Raw genomic sequence first — 22,933 nt, 5'->3', positions numbered from 1 at the left:
AACTCTTGTAAACCTGTTGCTTCTGACAGTAGATCACAATGTTTTTGTGAACTCTAATGAGACGGGCATCGCCGCTTATCTGCAAGTTCGCACGATTAGTGATCCGGTGCTGGTCTTCTACTGAAAATGGAGTTTTTGGATATGACTACTCACCTTAAGAAAGTTTCAGCATCGTCACCTATACTTCCGCCTGCACAAATCCTGGAGTCGATTGGAGATAAGATTCGTCAGGAACATGTTACTCATGGAGGAACATTGGCTGTTCACTCGTTTCAGGGTGGATCGCTTGGTGATGTGCTGACTGCTTACTTTTTTTCCAGCGCGGGAGCATTCAACAATAGTTATACATTGCCTGCAAACCCCACGTTTCCACTGTTATTTCACGTACCAGCTGATGCCTTTGCATTAGGCTCTGCACAAGCCATTTACTGGATAACCAACAATTCCGGAAACGTCGTTGTGGCGGCTCCCACACTTTACACGGTAGTTCCATAGCGCTTGCAGGCAGTCCAGGGATATGGCGTGATTATCAGTTACTTTGCAGCAGCGGTTGCTCAAGGGACTGCATTGTGAATCGAAGTACGCCATAGCAAGCCAAACTTTCTTCGAATATTCGGTACACCTCCAATCAACTGTTACCTGGAAGCAGTGAGTCGACATTTTGCCGAAAGGCGACCATGGACACTGTTTTCCTTTAACTGACTGATTCTATTGGTAGTCATTTCAGGCGCGACTCCTGCAGTCACCCAGGTTATCTCCTAGGAGTATGGCGCCGGATGCCCCCGACCCGGACGGTTGGCGCGTGCAGATATTTGTATTCCAAGGCTGCCTCACGCTGCTGGTGGGCGATGAAGAAAAGCGCGTCGCCGCTGGTGAGTTTTATATGTTCGCCAGCCGGAACGTGCATGGTTATCGCAATGACGGCGACGTGGCGGTGCGCTTTGTGCGCAATGTGGTGATCTAACTGTTCTTCCGGCAACAGTGGATGGACACTTTGCTGGTTTGAAAACGCGCTCGGCTGCGCTTAAATGCCAGCAACTCGCTGATTTTATTGGCGATTAGATTCAGGCACGACTCCTGCAATCACCCAGGTAATCCCCTCGGAGCCTGGAGTCGGCCCATGTCAGCCCACCCTCAACACCTTGCCCATATCATCCGCTCGGACGCGGAAGCCATCGAGGTCGCCACGCGCCTGGCCAAACGCTTTGCCGTCGAGGCCAGCGCGCGCGACCGTGAGCGGCGCCTGCCGGTGGCCGAGCTTGACGAGTTCTCCGCCAGCGGTCTGTGGGGCATCACCATTCCCAAAGCGTACGGTGGAGCTGGCGTGTCCTATGTGACCGTGGCCGAGGTGATCAAGCTGATCTCCGCCGCCGACCCGTCCCTGGGGCAGATTCCGCAGAACCACCTCGGTGTCGTCGACATCCTGTTGCAAACGGCGACCGAGGAACAAAAACAGCACTACTTCGGCAAAGTCCTCCAGGGCTATCGCTTCGGCAACGCCTTCTCCGAAGCCAAGAGCAAGAACGCCGGCACCTTCGACACGCAGATTCGCTTCCATGGCGACACCGCGCAAATCAACGGCGAGAAGTTCTACTGCACCGGCGCGCTGTTCGCCCATCTGGTGCCCACCGTCGGCAACAATGAAGACGGCCAGGCCTTTATTGCCTTTGTCGAACGCGACGCGCCCGGCCTGAACGTGATCGACAGCTGGGACGGCTTCGGCCAGCGCACCACCGCCAGCGGCGGCGTGACCCTCGACGGTGTGACCGTGCCCGTGAGCGCGGTGATTCCAGCCCACTTGGCCTTCGACCAGCCCACGGCCAATGGCCCGATCTCGCAGATCATCCAGGCCGCCGTCGACACCGGCATCGCCCTCGGCGCGCTGGAGCAGGCCAAGATCTACGCCCGCCAGGCGCGACCCTGGATCGACAGCCAACAAGAGCACGGCTGGCAGGACCCGTTCACCATCGCCGCCATCGGCGACCTGGAATGGCGGGTGCACGGCACCGAGGCCATTCTCGCCAAGGCCGGCCTGGCGGTGGACCGCGCCCTCGCCGAACCGAGTGAAGACAGCGTGGCCCATGCCTCGTTGGTGGTCGCCCAGGCCAAAGTGCTGTCGGCCGAAACCGCCTTGCTCGCCAGCAGCAAACTCTTCGAACTGGCCGGCACCCGCTCGGTCACCGGCAAGCACAACCTCGACCGCTTCTGGCGCAACGCACGCACCCACACCCTGCACGACCCGGCCCGCTGGAAATACTACCTGATTGGCAACTTCGTGCTCAACGGTGTGAAGCCCGCGCGCCACGCCTGGAACTAAGGAGCTTAACCATGACTGCACTGAGCCTTGCGCGCCAACTATTGGACAGCACCCGCCGGCATGTCGAGAAAAGCGATGACCCCTACGTCATCAGTCGCTTTGGCGACTTACAGATTCGCGTCGATGTCGCCGCTGCCCTGTTGGAACGCGCCGAAACCCATCCCAGCCCGGTGGCCGCCACCGAAGCGCAAATTGCCGCCGCCGAAGCCCTGATCGCCGCGAGCAACGCCGAATTCGAACTGACCGGCCAACGCACCGCACTGCCGTCGACCCTCGACGACCCCCTGCGCTGGAAATACCAGGTTGTCGGCAACTACCACCTCAACGGAGTGCTTTGATGTCCCGTGAAATCCGCTTGAATGCCTTCGACATGAATTGTGTCGGCCACCAATCCCCGGGCCTGTGGGCGCACCCGCGTGACCGATCGTGGCAGTACAAGGACCTGGAATACTGGACCGACCTGGCGAAAATCCTGGAGCGCGGCAAGTTCGACGGCCTGTTTATCGCTGACGTGCTGGGCATCTATGACGTCTACAACGGTAACGGTGATGCGGCGATTCGCCAGGCCGCGCAGGTGCCGGTCAATGACCCGCTGTCGCTGATCGCGCCGATGGCGCTGGTCACCGAGCATCTGGGTTTTGGCCTCACCGCTTCGTTGTCCTTTGAGCATCCGTACCCGTTCGCCCGCCGTCTCTCCACCCTCGACCACCTGACCAAGGGTCGCATCGGCTGGAACATCGTCACCTCCTACCTGGAAAGCGGCGCCAAGAATCTTGGGCAGAAAGCCCAGACCGAACACGACGCGCGCTACGACTACGCCGAGGAGTACCTGGAGGTCTGCTACAAACTCTGGGAAGGCAGTTGGGAGGAGGGCGCCGTGCTGCGCGACCGCGAGCGTCGGATTTTCAGCGACCCGAGCAAGATCCACGAAATCCGCCATGTCGGTAAACACTTCCAGGTGCCCGGCATTCACCTCTGCGAGCCGTCACCGCAGCGCACGCCGGTGCTCTACCAGGCCGGGGCGTCCAGCCGTGGCAAGCAGTTCGCCGCCGAACAGGCCGAGTGCGTATTCGTCGCCGCACCCTCCAAGGTGCTGCTGAAAAAGACCGTCGCTGACATCCGCCGGCGTGCCGCCGACGCCGGGCGGGATCCGAAGAAGATCCTGATCTTCAACTTGCAGACGGTGATCGTCGGTGAGACCGACGCCAAGGCCAAGGCCAAGTTTGACGAATACAAATCCTACGTCAGCTACGAGGGCGCGATGGCGCTGATCTCTGGCTGGACCGGCATCGACTTCAGCCAGTTCAAGCCCGATGAACCGCTCAAGCACGTGCACACCAACGCGATTCAGTCGGCGGTGGAAGCCTTCTCCACGGCGGACCCGAACAAGGTCTGGACGCCAAACGAACTGGCCGATTGGGTCGGCATCGGCGGCTTTGGCCCGCTTTTTGTCGGCGGCCCGGAAACCGTGGCAGACCTGTTGCAGGAGTGGGTCGAAGAAACCGATGTCGACGGCTTCAACCTGGCCTATGCACTGACCCACGAAACCTTCATCGACGCCGTGGACCTGCTGGTGCCGGAGTTGCAGAAGCGTGGCGTGTACAAGACCGAATACGCTCAGGGCACGCTGCGCGAGAAGTTGTTTGGCGATGGTGCGAGGTTGGCGGCGAATCATCCGGGGGCCGGTTACCGCGATTTGGCGGCCTTGCACCCTTCCAATGTGGGAGCGGGCTTGCTCGCGAATGCGGACTGACATTCAACATGTATGTCGACTGATTTGCCGCTTTCGCGAGCAAGCCCGCTCCCACAGTAAATCGGTGTCGATTCAAAAAAAACGGCCAGCGGACCACCGCACGCACATCACTTGAATAGGAGCATCACCCCTATGAGCGTGCACGAACTCAAACGTCCGCTGGTCCTGGAATGGCCCGCCGAATGCCTCGGCAACCTGCCCAAGGCGCTGGAACAACTGCAGCACTGGGCGCAGATCACGCCGCTGCACACCGCCTTGCGCCACAAGCGCCAGGGGCAGTGGTACGCGTGGCGCTGGATTGACGCATTGCGTGACGTCGAGCGCCTGGCCGATGGCTTGCGCCAGCAAGGTTTCAGCGAGCACTCGCGGCTGGCCCTGAGCGGCGCGTTCGAGCCGAACCTGTTGTTGCTGGCGCTGGCGGCGCAATCCATCGGCGGGCAGGTCCTGACCCTGGCCGACGACCTGGAACCCGAGGCGCTCCAGCAGCACCTGTGGCGCATTCGCCCCACCCATTCCTATGTGCAGAGCCGCCAGAGCGTGCGGCATTGGCAGTCGGCCAATCTGATGGACTTCGCCCAATTGCTCGGTCCGTTGGCGCCCGCGCAACACCTCGCACGTTGGTGGCATCCCACGGGGGAGACCGTGCTGTGGAGCGAAGAGGGCACCCATTGGCAGGGCGGCCTGGCGGTGGTCCTGGAGCAGTGGCTGAACAGCGGCCATGGCCTGGCCTTCCCGGAAAGCCTGGCGTCGGCGCGACGTGACCGCAGTGAAGTCGCCCCCACCGGCCTGCTGCTGTCGCCCGCACGTCTGCAGCACTTGGCCGACGAGATCGAAAGCCGCCTGGCGCCCCACGGCACCTGGCGCCGTCGCCTCTGCGAGTGGGCCATCGCCCATCCGCAAAGCGGCCTGCGTCGCCTGCTGAAAAACCGCGTGCGCAAACTCCTGGGTTTCCAGCGCCTGGCGTATATCTGGCAACCCGTCAAATCCACCCCTTCGCCGGCGTGGCTGGCGGAATTCAAGCGGGACATCGCATGAGCCAGGCCATTCTCCAAGTGCGGGATATTTCGCTGTCGTTCAAGGGCGTCAAGGCGATCAATGCCTTGTCCTTCGAGGTGGCGCGCGGCGAAATCTGCGCGCTGATCGGCCCCAATGGTGCCGGTAAAAGCTCGCTGCTCAACGTGCTCAATGGCGTGTATCGCTTCGATGCTGGCGAGATTGTCTTCGAAGACCAGCACTTCCACCGCATCGACCCCTTGGGTGCCGCGCGCCGGGGCATTGGCCGCACTTTCCAGAACAACGCGCTGTTCAAGAAGATGAGCGTGCTCGACAACCTCCTCACCGGCCTGTCGCGTCACATGCGCAGCAGCTTTATTGAGCAGGCCCTGGGCTTGCCCCGCGCACGCCGAGAAGCCGAGGCATTCCGGTCGCGGGCCCAGGGCATTCTTGAATTCCTGGAGTTGCAAGCCCACCGGGACGTGTTGGTCGGCAACCTGTCCTACGGCCTGCAAAAACGCGTGGAACTGGGGCGGGCGTTGATCGCCGGGCCGAGCCTGTTGCTGCTGGACGAGCCCATGGCCGGCATGAACGCCGAAGAAAAACAGGAAATGGCGCGCTTCGTCGCTGACGTAAACCGCGACCTTGGCACCACCGTGGTGTTGATCGAACACGACATGGGCGTGGTGATGGGCCTGTCCGACCATGTGGTGGTGCTCGATTACGGGCGCAAGGTCGGCGATGGCACGCCTGCCGACGTGCAGGCCAATCCCGAGGTGATCGCGGCCTACCTGGGAGTTGTAAACCCATGACGTTCTTCTTCGAAACCCTGCTCGGCGGCCTGCTCGCCGGCACCATGTATTCGCTGGTCGCCATCGGCTTCGTGCTGATCTACAAGGCCAGTGGTGTGTTCAATTTCGCCCAGGGCTCGATGCTGCTGTTTGCGGCGCTGACCTTTGTCAGCCTGCATGACCAAGGCGTGCCGTTTGCCCTGGCGCTGCTACTGACCGTGATCGTGATGATCGTCGGCGCCTTGCTCATCGAGCGCCTGGTGCTGCGGCCGCTGGTGAACCGTTCGCAGATCACCTTGTTCATGGCCACGTTGGGCCTGTCGTTCATTATCGAAGGCCTGGCCCAGGGCTTGATGGGCTCCCAGGTGCGCGCCCTCGACCTGGGCATCGACGACGTACCGTTGTTCGTTGGCCCGCTGATGCTCAGCCAGTTCGACCTGATCGCTGCCGCTGCTGCCGTGGTGCTGGTGACAGTGCTGGCGCTGCTGTTCAACAAGACTCGCATCGGCGTGTCGCTGCGTGCAGTGGCGGATGACACCACGGCGGCGCTGTCCATCGGCATCAACCTCAACCGCATCTGGCAGATCGTCTGGGCGGTGGCGGGCATCGTCGGGCTGGTGGCAGGCCTGCTGTGGGGCGCGCGCCAGGGCGTGCAGTTCTCCTTGTCGCTGGTAGTGCTCAAGGCTTTGCCGGTGTTGATCATCGGCGGCTTTACCTCGATTGGCGGGGCGATAATCGGCGGGCTGATCGTCGGCGCGGCGGAGAACCTCGCCGAGGTGTACATCGGCCCGTTGATTGGCGGCGGCATCACGCCGTGGTTCGCCTACGTATTGGCCCTGGCCTTCCTGTATATCCGTCCCGCCGGCCTGTTCGGCGAGCGCGCCATCGAGCGAGTCTGAAACCATGTCGATTCCCGTTGCTCAAGACACCGCGCCGTTGCTGCTGATTCAGCGGCGCATCCCCTGGGCCCTCAATGGCCTGTTGGCGCTGGCCTTTATCGTGGTGCCGCTGTGGGGCAATGACTACTGGCTGAACGCGATCCTGATCCCGTTCCTGGTGCTGTCGCTGGCCGGGCTGGGCCTGAACCTGCTCACCGGCTACACCGGCCAGACCTCGGTGGGGGCGGCCGGCTTCATGGCCGTCGGCGCATTTGCCACCTACGGTTTTTTGCTGCGCCTGCCGGAGCTGGGGTTGCCGGTGGCGCTGCTCGGTGGTGGCATTATCAGCGCCTTGGTTGGCCTGCTGTTTGGCCTGCCGAGCTCGAGGATCAAGGGCTTCTACCTGATGGTCACCACCCTGGCCGCGCAGTTTTTCCTGGAGTGGCTGTTCGTCAAGTTCCCCTGGTTCTACAACTACGGTTCGTCAGGGACCATCTCCGCGCCGAAGCTGGCGCTGTTCGGTCATGACCTCAACACGCCGTTGGGCCGTTACCTGCTGACCCTGGTTACCGTGGTGCTGTTGACCTGGACCGCGATCAACCTGGTGCGCAGCCAGGTCGGCCGCAACTGGATGGCGATCCGCGACATGGACACCGCCGCCGCCGTAGTCGGCATCCCGGTGGTGCGCTACAAGCGCCTGGCGTTTGCGGTCAGCTCGTTTTACCTAGGCATTGCCGGCGCGCTATGGGCCTTTGCCTACCTGGGCACGGCCAGCGCCAGCAGCTTCGATATCAACCGCTCCTTCCAAATCCTGTTCATCATCATTATCGGCGGCATGGGCAGCATCGCCGGCAACTTTGTCGGCGCGGCCTTCATCAGCCTGCTGCCGATCTTCCTCAGCCATGCCGGCCAGGCACTGTTCGGCGGTTCGGTGGATGCGGGGCAGTTGCAGAACCTGCAGAAAATCATCTTTGGCGTATTGATCATCGTGTTCCTGATCAAGGAACCCGAGGGTTTGATTCGCCTGTTGCACAACCTGCGTGACCGTGTGCGGCAGTGGCCGCTGCGTTTCTAACATTCCCTCAAGAGAATTCCCATGCGTGCATCCTTGAAACGTTCCATGATCGGCGCCGCGTTTACGCTGGCAACCCTGGCCGGTGCGGTCCCCCAGGCGATGGCCTCGCCGGACCAGCAATTCATTCCCCTGGCCACCTACCGCGTGGGCGCCTACGCCTCCAGCGGTGTGCAGGTGTGGGCCGGGATGATCGACTACCTGCGTTATATCAACGAGGTCGAAGGCGGCATCAATGGTGTGAAGCTGGTGTGGCAGGAGTGCGAAACCGAGTGGACGGCGGAGAAGGGCATCGAGTGCTATGAGCGCTTCAAGAATGGCCTGGATGGCGCGCCGGTTGCGGTGTACCAGCCCAACGGCGCGCCAGCGGCGTATGCGCTGAGCGAGCGCGCGGAAGTCGACAAGATCCCGCTGATCACCCTCGGCTACGGCCGCACCGAAGCCACCGACGGCACGGTGTTCCCCTACAACTTTCCGGTGATGCTGACCTTCTATAGCGAGGCGTCGACGCTGGTGAACTACATCGCCCAGCGCGAAGGCGGCTTCGACAAACTCAAGGGCAAGAAAATCGCCACGGTCTACCACGACTCGGCCTATGGTCGCGAAACCCTCGGCCCGCTGAAATTGCTGGCGGAAAAGTACGGCTTTGAAAACATCCAGATTCCAGTGGCTGACCCCGGCAACGAACAGTCCGCGCAATGGCGCCAGGTGCGCCAGGCCAACCCGGACTGGGTGTTCCTGCGCACCTGGGGCGTGTCCACACCGGTCGCGGTGAAGACCGCTGCGCGTTTCGGCTTCCCGGTGGACCACATCGTCGGTGATATCTGGGCCAGCTCCAGCGAAGACGTGTTGCCCGCCGGAGCTGCCGCCAAGGGCTACCTGGCCCTCACGCCATACCCGGCCGGGGCTGATTTCGAGATCCACAAACGCCTCAAGCAGTACGTCCTCGACAAGGGCCACAGTGACCTCAAGGACCTGAAGAACTTCGGCAGCGTCTACTACAACTCCGGCCTGGTGAACGCCGCCGTGGCGGTAGAAGCGATTCGCACCGGCCAGGCCAAGTTCGGCAAGCGCCCGCTCAATGGCGAAGAAGGCCGCTGGGGCCTGGAACACCTGAACATCGATGATGCGCGCTTGAAGGACATGGGCTACCTGGGCCTGATGCAGAACCTCAAGCTGTCGTGCCGCGACCACGAAGGTGGCGGCTCGGCGCGGGTGCAACAGTGGGACGGCGCCAACTGGACGCTGATCAGCGACTGGATCGCCGCCGACCGCGCCCTGTTGCGCCCGCTGATCGATGAAAAGTCGGCAGCGTTCGCCAAGGAAAAAGGCCTGACGCCGCGTACCTGCACCGGGGATGAATAAACCATGAGCCAGCCCGCCGCTGAATCCGCCAGCCAGGCGCTGTTGAGCGTCAACGACATCGAAGTGATCTACGACGGCGCGATCCTCGCGGTGGCCGGGGTGTCGCTGAGCGTACCCAAGGGCGCGATCGTGGCCTTGCTCGGTGCCAATGGCGCCGGCAAGAGCACCACGCTCAAGGCCATCTCCGGGTTGGTGCGTGCCGAGCGGGCCGAGGTCAGCCGGGGCACGATCGAATACGCCGGTGCCGACCTGGCCGGCGTCGACCCCAGCCAGCGCGTGCGCCAGGGCATGGTCCACGTGCTGGAAGGTCGCCATGTGTTCGGCCAACTGAGCGTGGAAGACAACCTGCGCAGCGGCGGTTTTGTCCGGCGCCTGAGCCGCAAGGAGATGGAGCACGACCTGGAACGCATCTACGCCTGGTTCCCACGGCTCAAGACCAAGCGCCACACCCGCGCTGGTCTCACCTCGGGCGGCGAGCAGCAGATGGTCGCCATTGGACGGGCGTTGATGACCCGTCCTACTTTGGTACTGCTCGACGAGCCATCCATGGGTTTGGCGCCTATGATCGTGCAGGAGATTTTCGCGATCATCGCGCAGCTCAACCGCGAGCAGCAGGTGAGCTTCCTGATCGCGGAGCAGAACATCAACGTTGCGCTGAACTATGCGTCCCACGGCTACGTATTGGATACTGGGCGCGTGGCCTTGAGTGGCAGCGCCGCTGAACTGTTGGCGCGGGGCGACTTGCATGACATTTATCTGGGCAAACAGTAAGGGCAACTCTGCATGACTGAATCCATCCGCAACGCTGATGTACTGATCATCGGCGGCGGCCTGAGCGGCACGATGCTGGCCGTGCAACTGCTGCGCCTGCCCGGCCAACGCCGGATCCTGGTGATCGAGCCGCGCGCGGAACTGGGGCGCGGAGAGGCCTACAGTGCTGTCGAACTGGGCCACACCCTCAACGGCAATGCGGCGCGCATGAGTGTCGACCCGGACAATGCCGACGACCTGACCCAATGGCTCACCGACTACATCGGCGCCGGCGGCTGGCCGGAGTCCGGCCAGCAACGCGTGCCGATCAGCGAATTGTTCCCGCCGCGCGGGATTTTTGGTTTGTACGCCCAGCAACGCTTGGCTGAGGCCAAGGCGCAGTCTGCATCCAGCGTCGAGCACGTGCGCGGCGAAGTGGTCGACCTGCAAGTGGAGGAAGCCTCGACGCTGCTGACCCTCGATAACGGCCAGCCACTGCGCGGCGGGTTTGCGGTACTGGCCACCGGCATGTTCCCGGCGGCACGCACGCCACAAACCGAATCCAGTGGGCTGAATGCGGCGGCGGTGGACCCGTGGGATGTCAAGGCGATGACCGGGATTGACCCACAAGCGCCGGTGCTGATCATCGGATCGGGGCTGACGATGGTCGACGCTGTGGTCTCCCTGGAACAGGCCGGGCATCGCGGACCCATCGAGGTTTTCTCGCGTCACGGCTTGCTGCCCCATGTGCGCCGGCAACCGCCGAGCTGGGTGGATTTTCTCGGCGAGGATCACCGTCTGCGCAGCCCTCGGCAATTGCTGCGCGAAGTGCGTCGGCAATGCGCTATTGCGCAAACGCAGGGCATCGATTGGCAAGCGCCGCTGGACACCGTGCGCGCACACATCGGCCGCCTGTGGAGCCAGGCCAGCGAGCGCGAGAAACGCCAGTTCGTACGGCATGTGCGGCCGTGGTGGGAAAGCCATCACCACCGTTCGCCGCCGTTGAGCGCGCAGTTAGTGGCACGCTTGCATGATGAGGGGCGGTTACGGATCCGGGCAGCCTCCTTCAAGGGCTTGGAACCTTCGGCTGAAGGCGTGACCATTCGCTTGCGTCATCGCGGCGAGCAAGCCATCACCCAGGTCTCGGGCGCAGCGCTGATCAACTCCAGCGGTATCGAATACGACTGGCGCCGCGTGGCCCGTGCGCTGCCGCAGCAATTGCTCAAGCGTGGGCTGATCCAGCCGGGGCCTCTGGCGTTGGGGATTGCGGCGGACGCGTCGGGCGCGGTGTTGGACGCAGAGGGCAATGTCAGCCGGCGCCTGTTCGCCATGGGCCCGCCGTTGCGCGGGATGTGGTGGGAAAGCACCGCAGTGACCGATGTAGCGCTGCAAGCCAAGGCACTGGCCGCACGACTTACCCTATAGGCGCCGGCTTACCGGTGAAAAACGTAAAGGCGCCGCATACGTTCTGGCTTTCCGCGTCATCGTTGACGACCATCGCCGGCAAGCCAGCTCCCACATTCGAGTCGGTTCCTCCAGGCGCACCCCCAATCACCGATGTCCCGATCCCGCGCATGATCCGGCTCGATCCCTTGCGCCACAAGTCTGTCACCACGCGCGTGTCGCGGCCTTGGGGTTGCAACTTCCCGAGGCGCCAGGACCCAAGGGTGACTATGTGCCAGTGACGATTCATGCGGGTGTGGCCTATGTGAGTGGACAAGTGTGCCGGCTGGGCGATGGCGTGATCAGCGGACCGGTGACGGACCAGACCTCGCCAGCGCGGGTGACACAGGCCGGTCAAACCTGCGCGTTGCGCGCCTTGAGCGTGCTGGATCAGGCGGTAGGGTTAGAGAACGTCGAGCGCATTCTGTTTGTGCGAGGTTTTGTGTTTGGCGGCGAGGGTTTCCAGCGCTTTTCCAACGTGGTCGACGGCGCTTCCCAGGTGTTGATTGACGTGTTTGGCGAGCAGGGCCGGCATGCGCGGTCGGCGGTCGGCGGTCTGCGTGGCGGGGTTGCCCAGTGGCGGAATGCTGGAATTGGAGGTCACCGCCGTTATCAAAACGACTGGATGACACATCGGCACTCACCTCAATGAACGCGTAAAATGCCGGTTTTTTTACGCGTATCTCGCAAAGGTGCCCCTTGAGCGCAGCCAAAGCCGTCGGACTGTTACTACTCACCTCCCTGTTGGCGGCGTGCGGCACCTCGCCGCCACGCACGCCCAATGACCTGTGCGGCATCTTCCGCGAAAAAGACGACTGGTACGACGCCGCCAAAGTCACGCAAAAGCGCTGGGGCGTGCCGATCCAGGTACCGTTCGCCATCATGTACCAGGAGTCCGGCTTCCGCCAGGACGCCCTGGCCCCCCGCAAATACCTGCTGTGGATCATCCCCTGGGGCCGCGTCTCCACCGCCGCCGGCTACGCCCAGGCCAAGGACGAAGTGTGGAACGACTACCGCAAGAGCACCGGCCGCACCGGCGCCAGCCGCCAGGACTTCGACGACGCCATCGATTTTGTCGGCTGGTACATGGACAAGACCTACACCATCAATGGCGTCTACAAATACGACGCCTACGGCCAATACCTGAACTACCACGAAGGCTGGGGCGGCTACCGCCAACGCACCTACGCCGCCAAGGCCTGGCTGCCGCCGGTGGCTAGCAAGGTACAGGCGCGCTCGCAGATGTATGCGGCGCAATATGCGCGGTGCAAGGATGATTTGGGGCGTGGGTTTTGGAGTCGGTTTTGGCGGTGGTTGTGAGGAGCAAGTTAACTATTGTGGTGGGCAGGGCTTGTTGTGGTGAGCGGGCTTGTCCCGCGTTGGGGCGCGAAGCGGCCCCAAAAAAAGCGTTCTGCCTGATTAGAACGAGTCTGTTTTAGGGCCGCTTCGCAGCCCAGCGCGGGACAAGCCCGCTCACCACAAGGTTTTGCTTGATGCGAACGGACTTAGCTCGGCTGCATACACTCCAGCGACCGATCCACCATCACACTGGCCATGTCCACCAGGTGCATGACCGACAGCACCAACGTGCGTGACGTCCCTTCCAGTTGATCCCCGGCGGTTTGCGCCGCAACGGCAGCACAACGCAACACGCTGCTGGCGTGGGCCAGGGCGTCTTCGAAGCTGAGGTCTGGGGTGGTGGTGAAGAATTGCAGTTCTGAAGCGGGCGGCGCGGGGACAGGTTTGTCCATGGGTTCAACTCCTAATCTAAGTTGGAATGTCACCACGATCGCTACCAAACGACTTTTAGGGTGGTGACCGTACGCAGATTGGTAGACCGGTGATTAGGACCCGGTGCACCCGAAGGTGCCCTGCGCACGGCCACCATAACGCAGGGCCGAAAAAAAGCGCCTTGCAGAAGGGGGCGCTTAGCGCCTAATCACTCGTGGTCTACCAAACCCCGAGTCACTGAATTGGCAGTGACCGACGAAGACTAGCCACGTGATTTGAGCGGCGCAAGCGGTTGGGATTCTCTCGGAAACGTCCTGCGAGATAAAGGGAAATGTCATCGCAGCGACTCTTCCTACACTTGCCAAACCTACCCAATTCTGGGAAAACCCCACCCTTTGTACCGTCAACGAGCGCCCTATGAGCCCCGAAGAACTCCAAATCACCGACCTCCGCCCTGGCACCGGCAAAGCCGTGGTCAAGGGCGCGCTGATCACCACCCAATACACCGGCACTCTGGAAGATGGCACGGTGTTCGATTCCTCTTGGGAGCGCGGCAAGCCGTTCCAGTGTGTGATTGGCACCGGGCGTGTGATCAAGGGCTGGGACCTGGGCTTGATGGGCATGCAGGTGGGCGGTGTGCGCACGCTGTTTGTGCCGGCGCATCTGGCCTATGGCGAGCGGTCGATGGGCGCGCATATCAAGCCCAACAGCAACCTGCGTTTTGAGATTGAGTTGCTGGAAGTGCTGACGCGGGACGATTGAGGACGATGGACATGGAGGTTGATTCACACGGGTTGCCGGCGTGTTCCGTCGTGGGCATTCAGGTCGTTGAGCTGGGTGATCGCGATGAGGTCGAGTTGCAGCGGTTTTTTGAGCGGGCGCCGGATTACTTCATCGCGGTCAACGGCGCACCCGCCACTGCGACCGAAGCGCATGAGGAGTTGCAGGGACAGTTGCCCGCGGGGTGGGCGTGCAGTCGGATGTATTGGCTGGGTTACCGCGATGTGGAAAACCAGCTGGTGGCGGTGGTGAACATTGCGGCGGACTTGCTGGCTGTTGGTGTTTGGCATATCGGGCTGTTGCTGGTGGATGCACGCTTGCATGGCACTGGGTTGGCGCAGCGGCTGCACGCCGATCTTGAGGCTTGGGCGGCGGGCAATGGCGCTCAATGGCTGCGTTTGACGGTAGTCATCGGCAATGCCAAGGCCGAACGTTTCTGGCCAAAACTTGGCTATGTGCAGGTACGCACCCGCGAAGGGATCACGATGGGGCGTCAGGTGAACAGCGTATCGATTCAGGTCAAGGCCCTGACAGGTGGGCAGGTGGGTGATTTCCCGACGTTGGTGCCGCGAGATCAAGTGGATCTACCTTCCTGAACCCATCCTGAAGAATCTTCTTATTCCCCATACGGAAACTTTCCTACGGTTTACTCTCCTTTCATCGGGGCGTAAGCTTCGCGCGTTTTCATCAATAGCGGAGACCCTCAGTGGGTACTTGTTCGAGTGACAGTAGTCGGCCGGTTTCGGTAACCGGCACAGGCTTGGCAAGGTAACGCGCATTTTTCCGATGCCGTTGTCTCGCCACTAAAAGCGAGAAGCGGCATCCCGGCAGCGGCCAATCCTGGCACCTGCCCGAATCCCTCTCATCGACGCTGACCAGCACCTGACTCGCCTCGGGATGCTACGGACGCGCCTGCCTTTTTTCGGCAGGCGGGCCAAGCTGACTGTGCCCATGAAACGGGCGCGGTGCAGACGGCGGTACCTGCACGACGGTTTCCTCGCGCAGGAGTAACACCATGAACTTCACTCTGTTGAAAGAGTTCTTCGCCGGCTTCCTGCGGACCCGGCACATCGCCCGGCACTTCCGCCGCCTGGCGATGCTCGAAACCGTGACCGACGCCAGTGTCAGCCGCGAAGTACCGCCGACCCTGGCGCACACCCTGGTGGTCTCGGCCAACAGCAGTGCCGTGCAATTGCTCGGTACCCTGGGCAGCCACGCCGAAGGCTTGAACACCCAGGAAGCCGATGCGCTGCGCGTGCAATACGGCCTCAACGAAGTCGAGCATGAGCAGCCGCTGCCATGGTGGGTGCACCTGTGGCATTGCTACAAAAACCCGTTCAACCTGCTGCTGACCTTGCTGGCGGTGATCTCCTGGCTGACCGAAGACATGAAGGCCGCCACGGTGATTTTCTCCATGGTGGTGCTGTCGACGCTGCTGCGTTTCTGGCAGGAGGCCAAGTCCAACAAGGCTGCCGACGCCCTCAAGGCCATGGTGAGCAACACCGCCACCGTGTTGCGCCGGGACGAAGCCAAGCGCATCGAGCTGCCGATCAAGCAATTGGTGCCGGGCGACCTGATCATCCTGTCGGCCGGTGACATGATCCCTGCCGACTGCCGCGTGCTCAGCGCCAAGGACCTGTTCGTCAGCCAGGCGGCGATGACCGGCGAATCGATGCCGGTGGAGAAGTTCGCCCAGCAGCAGGACGCCAAGACCCGCAACCCATTGGACCTGGAGAATATCCTGTTCATGGGCACCAACGTGGTGTCCGGTGCGGCGACGGCGGTGATCCTGACCACCGGCAACAGTACCTATTTCGGCGCGCTGGCCCAGCGTGTGACCGCTACCGACCGCGCCACCACCTCGTTCCAGCACGGCGTCAACAAGGTCAGCTGGTTGCTGATTCGCTTCATGTTTGTGATGGCGCCGCTGGTGCTGTTCATCAATGGGTTCACCAAGGGCGATTGGACCGAGGCGCTGCTGTTCGCATTGTCGATTGCCGTGGGCCTCACCCCGGAAATGCTGCCGATGATCGTCACGTCCACCCTGGCCAAGGGGGCGGTGTTTCTGTCGCGCAAAAAGGTCATCGTTAAACGCCTGGACGCGATCCAGAACTTCGGCGCCATGGACGTGCTGTGCACCGACAAGACCGGCACCCTGACCCAGGACAGGATTTTCCTCGCACGCCATGTGGACGTGTGGGGCGAAGAGTCCGACGATGTGCTGGAAATGGCCTATCTCAACAGCTACTACCAGACGGGCCTGAAAAACCTGCTGGACGTGGCGGTGCTGGAACATGTGGAGGTGCATCGTGAGCTGAAGGTCGGCACCGCGTTCCAGAAAGTCGATGAGATCCCGTTCGACTTCAATCGCCGCCGCATGTCGGTCGTGGTCGCCGAGCAAGGCCAGCCGCATCTGCTGATCTGCAAGGGCGCGGTGGAAGAGATCCTGTCGGTGTGCACCAACGTGCGCCATGGCGACGTCAACGAAGCGCTGACCGAAAACCTCCTGGCACGTATTCGCCAGGTGACTGCCGCGTTCAATGAAGAAGGTCTGCGTGTAGTGGCTGTGGCGGCGCAGCCGATGGCGCCGGGGCAAGATACGTACAGCCTGGCGGATGAGAAAAACCTCACGCTGATCGGCTACGTGGCGTTCCTTGACCCACCGAAGGAAAGCACCGCGCCTGCGCTCAAGGCGCTTAAAGCCCACGGCGTCGCCGTGAAAGTGCTGACCGGCGACAACGAACTGGTCACCGCCAAGATCTGCCGCGAAGTGGGGCTGGAGCAACAGGGCCTGCTGATGGGCAACGACATCGAGGACATGACCGACGCCGAGCTGGCCAAGGCCGTGGAAACCACTAATGTGTTCGCCAAGCTGACACCGTCCCACAAGGAGCGCATCGTGCGCCTGCTCAAGGCCAACGGGCATGTGGTGGGGTTCATGGGCGATGGCATCAACGACGCGCCGGCGCTGCGTACCGCCGACATCGGCATTTCGGTGGACAGTGCGGTGGACATCGCCAAGGAAGCTGCCGACATCATCCTGCTGGAGAAGAGCCTGATGATCCTGGAGGAGGGCGTGCTGGAAGGCCGGCGCACCTTCGCCAACATGCTCAAGTACATCAAGATGACCGCCAGTTCCAACTTCGGCAACGTGTTCTCGGTGCTGGTGGCCAGTGCGTTTATCCCGTTCCTGCCGATGCTGCCGATGCACTTGCTGGTGCAGAACCTGCTGTACGACATTTCGCAGATTGCGATTCCGTTCGATAACGTCGATGCGCAGATGCTCAGCAAACCCCAACGTTGGCAGCCGGGCGATGTCGGCCGTTTCATGCTGTTTTTCGGGCCGATCAGTTCGATCTTTGACATCACCACGTTCGCACTCATGTGGTATGTCTTCGATGCCAACACCCCCGACCACCAGACCCTGTTCCAGTCCGGCTGGTTCGTGGTGGGGCTGCTGACCCAGACGTTGATCGTGCACATGATCCGCACCCCGAAGATCCCGTTCCTGCAGAGCCGTGCGGCGATGCCATTGATGGTGATGACGGGCGTGATCATGGCCGTGGGCATATTCCTGCCGATGGGCCCACTGGCGCACTACTTTAAATTGCAGGCGCTGCCATCGCTGTACTTTGTGTTCCTGCCAGTGATTCTGCTGGCGTATATGGCCCTGACCCAGGCGGTGAAGGGCTACTACATCCGTAAATTTGGCTGGCAGTAACAGCAGTAACAACGCCCCTTGTATGGGCTGGCAAGCCAGCGCCTACAGGGGTGAGTGGTCAAGGAGAGTTTTCATGCAAGCAATCAACAACATCAACCTCAATTCGCTGATCGATACCCTGGTCAGCCTTACTGCGGCCTTTATTCTCGGCGGCCTGATCGGCTTCGAGCGCCAGTACCGCCAGCGCACGGCGGGCCTGCGGACCAACGTGCTGGTGGCGGTGGGTGCGGCGATCTTCGTCGACATGGCCAACCGTCTCGGTGGTGCCGAAGGCGCCGTGCGGGTGGTGGCCTATGTGGTGTCGGGTATTGGCTTTCTCGGTGCCGGCGTGATCATGCGCGAAGAGGGCAACGTGCGTGGGCTCAATACTGCCGCCACCCTCTGGGCCTCGGCTGCGGTGGGTGCCTGCGCGGGTGCCGACTTGATCCTGGAAGCGCTGCTGGGCACGTTGTTTGTGCTGGCGGCCAATACCTTGCTGCGCCCGATCGTCAACAACATCAACCGCCAGCCGCTGGATGTGGTGTCGGCAGAAGTCACCAACATCCTGTATGTGATCGCCCGGCGCACCCAGCAAAAAGCCGTTCTGGCGTTGCTGGAAGCTGAGCTGGCACGGTGCAATTACCCCGCCAGTGATGTGGATGTTCGCCCCTTCGGCACGGAAGAAGTCGAAATCGAAGCCACCTTGGCCGTGACCTCGGTAGACGGTGACGAGTTGGACGCCCTGGTGGCGCGCATCTCGATGTCGACCCTGGTGGTGCAGGCATTCTGGAGTCCAAGTACTACGGAGTAGGCTGTGTCTGTCAGGCAATGCCGCGCGCAAAGCCGGCTATGCTACTCAGAGGAAAAGTCCTACAAGCATTCGAGACTATCCCTTCATTTGAAACAACACGCCGTTGATAAGGTTGCGCGCTTGCGTCTGCTCAGCAACCAAGACGCAGCTCTACGTTATTACCGTGTTTGATCAAAAGGAGGGGTCTGTACTGCCTGATATGTTACGTAGAGTCATCAGTGCCGTCCGTCGGAACTGTTACTTTTCACAGGTAGATAGGTCCCGCGTGATATGTAAGCGTACTGATCCTCTTAGGGGAGTCTTATGAGCAACAAAGCTTTAATTGTGGACGATCACCCTTTTATACGTGCCACCGTGAAGTACCTGTTGAAGCAGGAAGGTTTTGTTGAGATTTTTGAGGCGGGCAACGGGGCCGATGCCATGCAGATTGCCCGTGAGCAGAAACCGGACCTGATCATTCTCGATCTGGCAATGCCCAAGCTCGGTGGTCTGGAGGTCATCAGTCGGATCAAAGCGCTGGAGTTGCCTTGCAAGATCCTGGTGCTGACCTCTTACCTGGCGGTGTTCTTTTCCACCCGTTGCATGCGCGCCGGGGCCATGGGCTTTGTGGCCAAGACGGGCGAACTTGATGAGTTGCAAAAGGCGATCAGGGCGATCCGGTCTGGCTACAGTTGCTTTCCGAGCCTGCCGAGCAGTTCGGTACGCCGTGATGATCTGCAGACCACCGAGCATGAACTGGTGGAAGCGCTGTCGGACCGTGAATTGACAGTGTTGCAAAAATTGGCGCTGGGCCTGGGCAACAAGGACATCGCTAGGGACATGCTGCTGAGCCACAAGACCGTCAGCACGTACAAGACGCGCCTCAAGGAGAAACTGCGTATGGATTCGGTGGTGCACCTGGCCAAGTTCGCCCAGCGCAACCATCTGATCTGAAATGACCACCTCTCGGCGGGTGAAACTCACGGCCATTCTGCTGATAGGGCTGCTACCCTTGGCGGCGATGGCCCTGGATCAACCCTATCCCCTGCGCCTGCTTGGCCACTCCACCCTTGAACACCCCGATGTTGCGCTTGATGAAAGCGATTGGCGCTGGCTGCGTGAGCGACGCACGTTGGTGATGGGGGTGTCGGCACCCGACTACGCCCCTTTCGATTTGAGCAACCATGACGACTTTGAAGGCATCACGGCTGACTACACGGGGCTGGTCAGCCAGGTCTTGAACATCCCCATCGAGGTGCGGCGCTACGATACCCGCGATGAAGTGATCGAGGCACTCAAGTCAGGCGATGTGGATTTCGTCGGGTCGGCCAATGGTTACGAAGCGGCCGACAAGGCGTTGGTACTGTCGCGTTCCTACGCCAATGATCAACCTGTGCTGGTCACCCGTGCAGGTGACAGTCATTCATTGAGCGCCGACCTCGCCGACAAGCGCGTGGCGATGCTCTACCACTATATGCAGCCCGACGCAGTCCAGGCTTTTTACCCCAAGGCACATTTGCAGTTGTATGGCTCGACGCACCAGGCGATCGGTGCCGTGGCGTTCGGCCAGGCGGATGTCTACCTGGGCGACGCCATCAGTACCCGCTATCTGATCAACAAGAACCACCTGAACAATGTGCGCATGGCGGATTTTTCCGCGTTGGAAGTCAATCCGTTCGGGTTTGCGTTTACCGCCGACAATCTTCGCCTGTTGAACATTATCAACACGGCGCTGGCGGTTATCCCGGCCAGCCAGCAGATGGATATCCTGCGGCGCTGGAGTGCCGGTGGCACCGGTGTCCTGGAGGCCGACCGTTTGCGGCTGAGTGACAACGAACAGCGTTGGCTGGAGAAGCATCCACGGGTAAGAGTGGCGGCCCTCGATAAATTCATGCCGCTGTCGTTTTTTAATGAACAAGGGCAGTTCGCCGGTTTGAGTGACGAGGTTTTATCGCGGATCAGTTTGCGCACCGGGTTGAAGTTCGACGTGGTGCAGGGCAGTTCGCTGCCTCGGCAAATTGACGAAGTCAGCACCGGTCAAGTGGACATGCTGGCGGTGATCACGCCCAGCGTCGAGCGTTCCGAGAAGATCCGCTTTACCCGGCCTTACCTGTCCAATCCTTATGTGTTGGTGGTGCGCGCCGCTGATGAGCACGTGGTTACGCTGGAGGACATGCCTGGCAAACGCCTGGCGTTCATCGGCGGCAACAGCCTCGCCGCGCAAATTGCCAAGGATTACCCAGGTATCGAGTTTGTCGACGTCGAGAACCCTGAAGCGTCCCTGAGCCAGGTCGCTAAAGGCAATGTTGATGCGACGGTGGTTTCGCTGATCAGCGCACGCTACATGATTGCGCGCGATTATCGGGATCGTCTGCGGATCACCAGCACAGTCGGGACGGAACCGGCGAGGATTGCCTTTGGTGTCAACCGCAGCCAACTGGAGCTGTATTCGATCCTGGAGAAGGCGCTGCTGAGCATCACACCCGAAGAGATGGACGAACTGTCCAACCATTGGCGCAGTGAGATCATCGTCGAAGACAGTTACTGGGTCAGCCACCGCAACGTGATTATCCAGGGGTTTGGCCTGGCGGCGCTGTTGCTGGTGATTACCCTGGGCTGGGTGCTCTACCTGCGCAACCTGATTCGCAAGCGGGCCCAGGCCGAGCGGGCCTTGAGCGACCAGATGCGGTTCATGGGCGTGCTGATCGACGGCACACCCCACCCGATTTACGTGCGCGATCGCCAGGGGCGGTTGATGGCGTGCAATAACGCCTACCTGGATGTGTTCGGCTTCAAGCTGGAGGACGTCATCGGCAAGACGGTCGTGGAAACCGACACCGGTAACCCGCCCCAGGCCCAGTCTTTCCATGCTGATTACTTGAGCCTGATGGCGCGTGGTGAGCCACAGATCCAGGACCGGGTCCTCAAGGTGCCCGGTGGTGGTGTACTGACCATTTACCAGTGGATGCTGCCGTACCGCGATAGCAACGGCAACGTCGTGGGCATGATTGCCGGGTGGGTCGATGTGAGTGAGCGCCAGCGCCTGCTGGGCCAGTTGCAGGAAGCCAAGGAGGAGGCCGACGCGGCCAACCGCGCCAAGACCACGTTCCTGGCGACCATGAGCCATGAGATCCGCACGCCCATGAACGCGGTGATCGGCATGATTGAGTTGGCCCAGAAAAACGCCGAGCAAGGTCGTGCCGATCAGGATGCGCTGGAGGTGGCGTCAATGGCCTCGCGCAGCATGCTGGAGCTGATCGGCGATATCCTGGACATTGCGCGGATCGAAACCGGTCACCTGTCCCTGACCCTGGCGCCGGCTAATCCGCGCGAGTTGCTGGCGTCAGTAGCGCGGGTGTTCGAGGGGTTGGCGCGGGATAAGGGGCTGTCGCTGCACGTCGAACTCGACCCGATGACCGACTGCTCGGTGCTCATAGATCCTTTGCGTTTCAAGCAGGTGGTGTCCAACCTGCTAGGCAATGCCATCAAGTTTACCGCCACCGGCCAGGTGCGCTTGGGTGCCCAGTGCGCGCCGGCGTCCGCTGACGAGCACGTAAACCTGCGGTTGTCTGTGGAAGATACGGGGATAGGCATCAGTGCCGAAGATCAGCAGCGCTTGTTCAACCCGTTTATCCAGGGCAGCAATCACGCCCAATCGGCACGCAGTGGTTCCGGCCTCGGGTTGGTGATCAGCCGCAACCTGTGCGAGATGATGGGCGGGCAATTGCACTTGAGCAGCGTGCTCGGAAAAGGCACGCGGGTGGACGTGGCGTTGACGCTGGCGTTGACCACGCAAACGCCGGTTTCTGTACCGGTGTCACGCGTTCCCCCTACCCAGGTCTTGAACCTGCTGGTGGTCGATGATTATCCGGCCAACCGTCTGCTGCTGGCTCGACAATTGAGTTTCCTGGGGCACCGCATCGTCACCGCCGACGATGGCGCCGAGGGCCTTGCGCTGTGGCAGGCCGGTCATTTTGACGGGGTGATCACCGACAGCAACATGCCCATCATGGACGGCTACACGTTGGCGCGAGATATCCGCGCCCAAGAGCGTCAACGTGGCCTGGTGCCTTGCCTGATATTGGGGTTCACCGCCAACGCCCAGCCGGAGGAAACGGAGCGCTGCAGACAGGCGGGCATGGATGGTTGTTTGTTCAAGCCGACCGGTTTGGATGATTTGCGCGCAGCGCTGGCATCACGCACGGCCAGTGCTGCCACGCCTAAAGCCGAACCGGTGTTTGATTTGAGCGCGTTGATTACCTTGACGGGCGGCGACAAGGCCGCACTCGACGAATTGTTGCAGCCATTGCTCGGCAGCCTCGTCGAGGACCGCCTGCTGCTACCGGCGCTGCTTGATCCGGTGGACTTTGCCAGGCTGCATGACCTGGCTCACCGCGTCAAAGGCGGGGCCCGCATGGTCAAGGCTCAGGTGCTGGTCGCCTGTTGCGAAACCTTGGAGGGCGTATGTGAACGGCGCGACCACGATGCGTCATGGGCTGCGGTTGAGGCCGTAGGCGTGGCCATTGACGGCTTGCACCGTAGTCTCAGCCAGCACTGCAAGCAGGCTTGA

The 22,933-nt window shown here is 61.4% G+C and carries 20 protein-coding genes and 1 pseudogene; 20 read left to right on the top strand and 1 reads right to left on the bottom strand.

Translation table 11 applies throughout. From position 1 onward, the window contains the following. The first annotated feature begins 141 nt into the window (after positions 1 to 141). From KUA23_RS19080 to KUA23_RS19015, 14 genes and pseudogenes are all read left to right on the top strand, one after another. Entirely contained in the window at positions 142 to 495 is a 354-nt protein-coding gene (locus KUA23_RS19080; protein ID WP_252992653.1) for a hypothetical protein, read from the top strand. 289 nt (positions 496 to 784) lie between these two features. Then, positions 785 to 964, top strand: a pseudogene (locus tag KUA23_RS19075) (cupin domain-containing protein); the annotation flags it as partial. A gap of 156 nt (positions 965 to 1,120) precedes the next feature. Continuing rightward, a complete protein-coding gene (locus KUA23_RS19070; protein WP_252992652.1) occupies positions 1,121 to 2,317 on the top strand; it encodes an SfnB family sulfur acquisition oxidoreductase in 1,197 nt (398 codons plus the stop codon). 11 nt (positions 2,318 to 2,328) lie between these two features. Next, entirely contained in the window at positions 2,329 to 2,655 is a 327-nt protein-coding gene (locus KUA23_RS19065; RefSeq protein ID WP_078049214.1) for an acyl-CoA dehydrogenase, read from the top strand. Continuing rightward, on the top strand, positions 2,655 to 4,070 hold the full coding sequence (locus KUA23_RS19060; RefSeq protein WP_078049213.1) for an LLM class flavin-dependent oxidoreductase: 1,416 nt from the start codon (positions 2,655 to 2,657) through the stop codon (positions 4,068 to 4,070). The genes KUA23_RS19065 and KUA23_RS19060 overlap by 1 nt, the downstream gene beginning before the upstream one ends. 132 nt (positions 4,071 to 4,202) lie before the next feature. Continuing rightward, the gene (locus tag KUA23_RS19055) at positions 4,203 to 5,105 is read left to right on the top strand and encodes an AMP-binding protein (RefSeq protein ID WP_252992651.1); all 903 of its coding nucleotides are present in this window, start codon (positions 4,203 to 4,205) and stop codon (positions 5,103 to 5,105) included. Continuing rightward, positions 5,102 to 5,875, top strand: a complete 774-nt coding sequence (locus tag KUA23_RS19050) for an ABC transporter ATP-binding protein (protein ID WP_252992650.1) — start codon at positions 5,102 to 5,104, stop codon at positions 5,873 to 5,875. The genes KUA23_RS19055 and KUA23_RS19050 overlap by 4 nt, the downstream gene beginning before the upstream one ends. Next, positions 5,872 to 6,753, top strand: coding sequence for a branched-chain amino acid ABC transporter permease (locus tag KUA23_RS19045; protein ID WP_078049210.1), 882 nt, complete (start codon positions 5,872 to 5,874; stop codon positions 6,751 to 6,753). Before KUA23_RS19050 ends, KUA23_RS19045 begins: the two co-directional genes overlap by 4 nt. 4 nt (positions 6,754 to 6,757) lie before the next feature. Continuing rightward, entirely contained in the window at positions 6,758 to 7,807 is a 1,050-nt protein-coding gene (locus KUA23_RS19040; RefSeq protein ID WP_252992649.1) for a branched-chain amino acid ABC transporter permease, read from the top strand. A gap of 21 nt (positions 7,808 to 7,828) precedes the next feature. After that, positions 7,829 to 9,169 carry an ABC transporter substrate-binding protein gene (locus KUA23_RS19035; RefSeq protein ID WP_252992648.1) on the top strand — a complete coding sequence of 447 codons (1,341 nt, stop codon included), beginning with the start codon at positions 7,829 to 7,831 and terminating at the stop codon, positions 9,167 to 9,169. A 3-nt stretch (positions 9,170 to 9,172) separates the two neighbouring features. Next, positions 9,173 to 9,940: an ABC transporter ATP-binding protein gene (locus KUA23_RS19030; protein ID WP_078049207.1), complete on the top strand. Its 768-nt coding sequence runs from the start codon at positions 9,173 to 9,175 to the stop codon at positions 9,938 to 9,940. A 12-nt stretch (positions 9,941 to 9,952) separates the two neighbouring features. Further along, the gene (locus KUA23_RS19025; protein ID WP_252992647.1) at positions 9,953 to 11,344 is read left to right on the top strand and encodes an FAD/NAD(P)-binding protein; all 1,392 of its coding nucleotides are present in this window, start codon (positions 9,953 to 9,955) and stop codon (positions 11,342 to 11,344) included. 250 nt (positions 11,345 to 11,594) lie between these two features. After that, positions 11,595 to 12,014, top strand: coding sequence for a RidA family protein (locus KUA23_RS19020; protein ID WP_252992646.1), 420 nt, complete (start codon positions 11,595 to 11,597; stop codon positions 12,012 to 12,014). 47 nt (positions 12,015 to 12,061) lie between these two features. Further along, positions 12,062 to 12,682, top strand: coding sequence for a transglycosylase SLT domain-containing protein (locus KUA23_RS19015; protein ID WP_078049204.1), 621 nt, complete (start codon positions 12,062 to 12,064; stop codon positions 12,680 to 12,682). 185 nt (positions 12,683 to 12,867) lie between these two features. Here the strand turns inward: KUA23_RS19015 and KUA23_RS19010 are convergent, their stop codons facing one another. Beyond that, positions 12,868 to 13,113: a DUF6124 family protein gene (locus tag KUA23_RS19010; RefSeq protein WP_016976709.1), complete on the bottom strand. Its 246-nt coding sequence runs from the start codon at positions 13,111 to 13,113 to the stop codon at positions 12,868 to 12,870. A gap of 397 nt (positions 13,114 to 13,510) precedes the next feature. Between KUA23_RS19010 and KUA23_RS19005 the strand changes: the two genes are divergently transcribed. The 6 genes from KUA23_RS19005 to KUA23_RS18980 all read left to right on the top strand — a co-directional run bounded on the left by KUA23_RS19005 (position 13,511) and on the right by KUA23_RS18980 (position 22,933). Beyond that, positions 13,511 to 13,855: an FKBP-type peptidyl-prolyl cis-trans isomerase gene (locus KUA23_RS19005; RefSeq protein WP_252992645.1), complete on the top strand. Its 345-nt coding sequence runs from the start codon at positions 13,511 to 13,513 to the stop codon at positions 13,853 to 13,855. 11 nt (positions 13,856 to 13,866) lie between these two features. Then, positions 13,867 to 14,469, top strand: coding sequence for a GNAT family N-acetyltransferase (locus KUA23_RS19000; RefSeq protein WP_252992644.1), 603 nt, complete (start codon positions 13,867 to 13,869; stop codon positions 14,467 to 14,469). Positions 14,470 to 14,888: 419 nt separating this feature from the next. Next, positions 14,889 to 17,594, top strand: coding sequence for a magnesium-translocating P-type ATPase (gene mgtA, locus KUA23_RS18995; protein WP_252992643.1), 2,706 nt, complete (start codon positions 14,889 to 14,891; stop codon positions 17,592 to 17,594). A 73-nt stretch (positions 17,595 to 17,667) separates the two neighbouring features. Continuing rightward, the gene (locus KUA23_RS18990) at positions 17,668 to 18,384 is read left to right on the top strand and encodes an MgtC/SapB family protein (protein WP_025854501.1); all 717 of its coding nucleotides are present in this window, start codon (positions 17,668 to 17,670) and stop codon (positions 18,382 to 18,384) included. Positions 18,385 to 18,687: 303 nt separating this feature from the next. Beyond that, positions 18,688 to 19,317, top strand: a complete 630-nt coding sequence (locus KUA23_RS18985) for a response regulator transcription factor (protein WP_078049199.1) — start codon at positions 18,688 to 18,690, stop codon at positions 19,315 to 19,317. Between the two features lies 1 nt (position 19,318). After that, positions 19,319 to 22,933, top strand: a complete 3,615-nt coding sequence (locus KUA23_RS18980; RefSeq protein ID WP_252992642.1) for a transporter substrate-binding domain-containing protein — start codon at positions 19,319 to 19,321, stop codon at positions 22,931 to 22,933.

Source organism: Pseudomonas pergaminensis (assembly GCF_024112395.2).
GTDB lineage: Bacteria > Pseudomonadota > Gammaproteobacteria > Pseudomonadales > Pseudomonadaceae > Aquipseudomonas > Aquipseudomonas pergaminensis.
This window is presented reverse-complemented; position numbering and strand designations above follow the sequence as displayed.

Excerpts from the sequence above, each read along its gene's own strand:
- KUA23_RS19080 (WP_252992653.1), top strand. The coding sequence starts at position 142 with ATGACTACTCACCTTAAGAAAGTTTCAGCATCGTCACCTATACTTCCG.
- KUA23_RS19070 (WP_252992652.1), top strand. The coding sequence starts at position 1,121 with ATGTCAGCCCACCCTCAACACCTTGCCCATATCATCCGCTCGGACGCG.
- KUA23_RS19065 (WP_078049214.1), top strand. The coding sequence starts at position 2,329 with ATGACTGCACTGAGCCTTGCGCGCCAACTATTGGACAGCACCCGCCGG.
- KUA23_RS19060 (WP_078049213.1), top strand. The coding sequence starts at position 2,655 with ATGTCCCGTGAAATCCGCTTGAATGCCTTCGACATGAATTGTGTCGGC.
- KUA23_RS19055 (WP_252992651.1), top strand. The coding sequence starts at position 4,203 with ATGAGCGTGCACGAACTCAAACGTCCGCTGGTCCTGGAATGGCCCGCC.
- KUA23_RS19050 (WP_252992650.1), top strand. The coding sequence starts at position 5,102 with ATGAGCCAGGCCATTCTCCAAGTGCGGGATATTTCGCTGTCGTTCAAG.
- KUA23_RS19045 (WP_078049210.1), top strand. The coding sequence starts at position 5,872 with ATGACGTTCTTCTTCGAAACCCTGCTCGGCGGCCTGCTCGCCGGCACC.
- KUA23_RS19040 (WP_252992649.1), top strand. The coding sequence starts at position 6,758 with ATGTCGATTCCCGTTGCTCAAGACACCGCGCCGTTGCTGCTGATTCAG.
- KUA23_RS19035 (WP_252992648.1), top strand. The coding sequence starts at position 7,829 with ATGCGTGCATCCTTGAAACGTTCCATGATCGGCGCCGCGTTTACGCTG.
- KUA23_RS19030 (WP_078049207.1), top strand. The coding sequence starts at position 9,173 with ATGAGCCAGCCCGCCGCTGAATCCGCCAGCCAGGCGCTGTTGAGCGTC.
- KUA23_RS19025 (WP_252992647.1), top strand. The coding sequence starts at position 9,953 with ATGACTGAATCCATCCGCAACGCTGATGTACTGATCATCGGCGGCGGC.
- KUA23_RS19010 (WP_016976709.1), bottom strand. The coding sequence starts at position 13,113 with ATGGACAAACCTGTCCCCGCGCCGCCCGCTTCAGAACTGCAATTCTTC.
- KUA23_RS19005 (WP_252992645.1), top strand. The coding sequence starts at position 13,511 with ATGAGCCCCGAAGAACTCCAAATCACCGACCTCCGCCCTGGCACCGGC.
- KUA23_RS19000 (WP_252992644.1), top strand. The coding sequence starts at position 13,867 with ATGGAGGTTGATTCACACGGGTTGCCGGCGTGTTCCGTCGTGGGCATT.
- mgtA (WP_252992643.1), top strand. The coding sequence starts at position 14,889 with ATGAACTTCACTCTGTTGAAAGAGTTCTTCGCCGGCTTCCTGCGGACC.
- KUA23_RS18990 (WP_025854501.1), top strand. The coding sequence starts at position 17,668 with ATGCAAGCAATCAACAACATCAACCTCAATTCGCTGATCGATACCCTG.
- KUA23_RS18985 (WP_078049199.1), top strand. The coding sequence starts at position 18,688 with ATGAGCAACAAAGCTTTAATTGTGGACGATCACCCTTTTATACGTGCC.
- KUA23_RS18980 (WP_252992642.1), top strand. The coding sequence starts at position 19,319 with ATGACCACCTCTCGGCGGGTGAAACTCACGGCCATTCTGCTGATAGGG.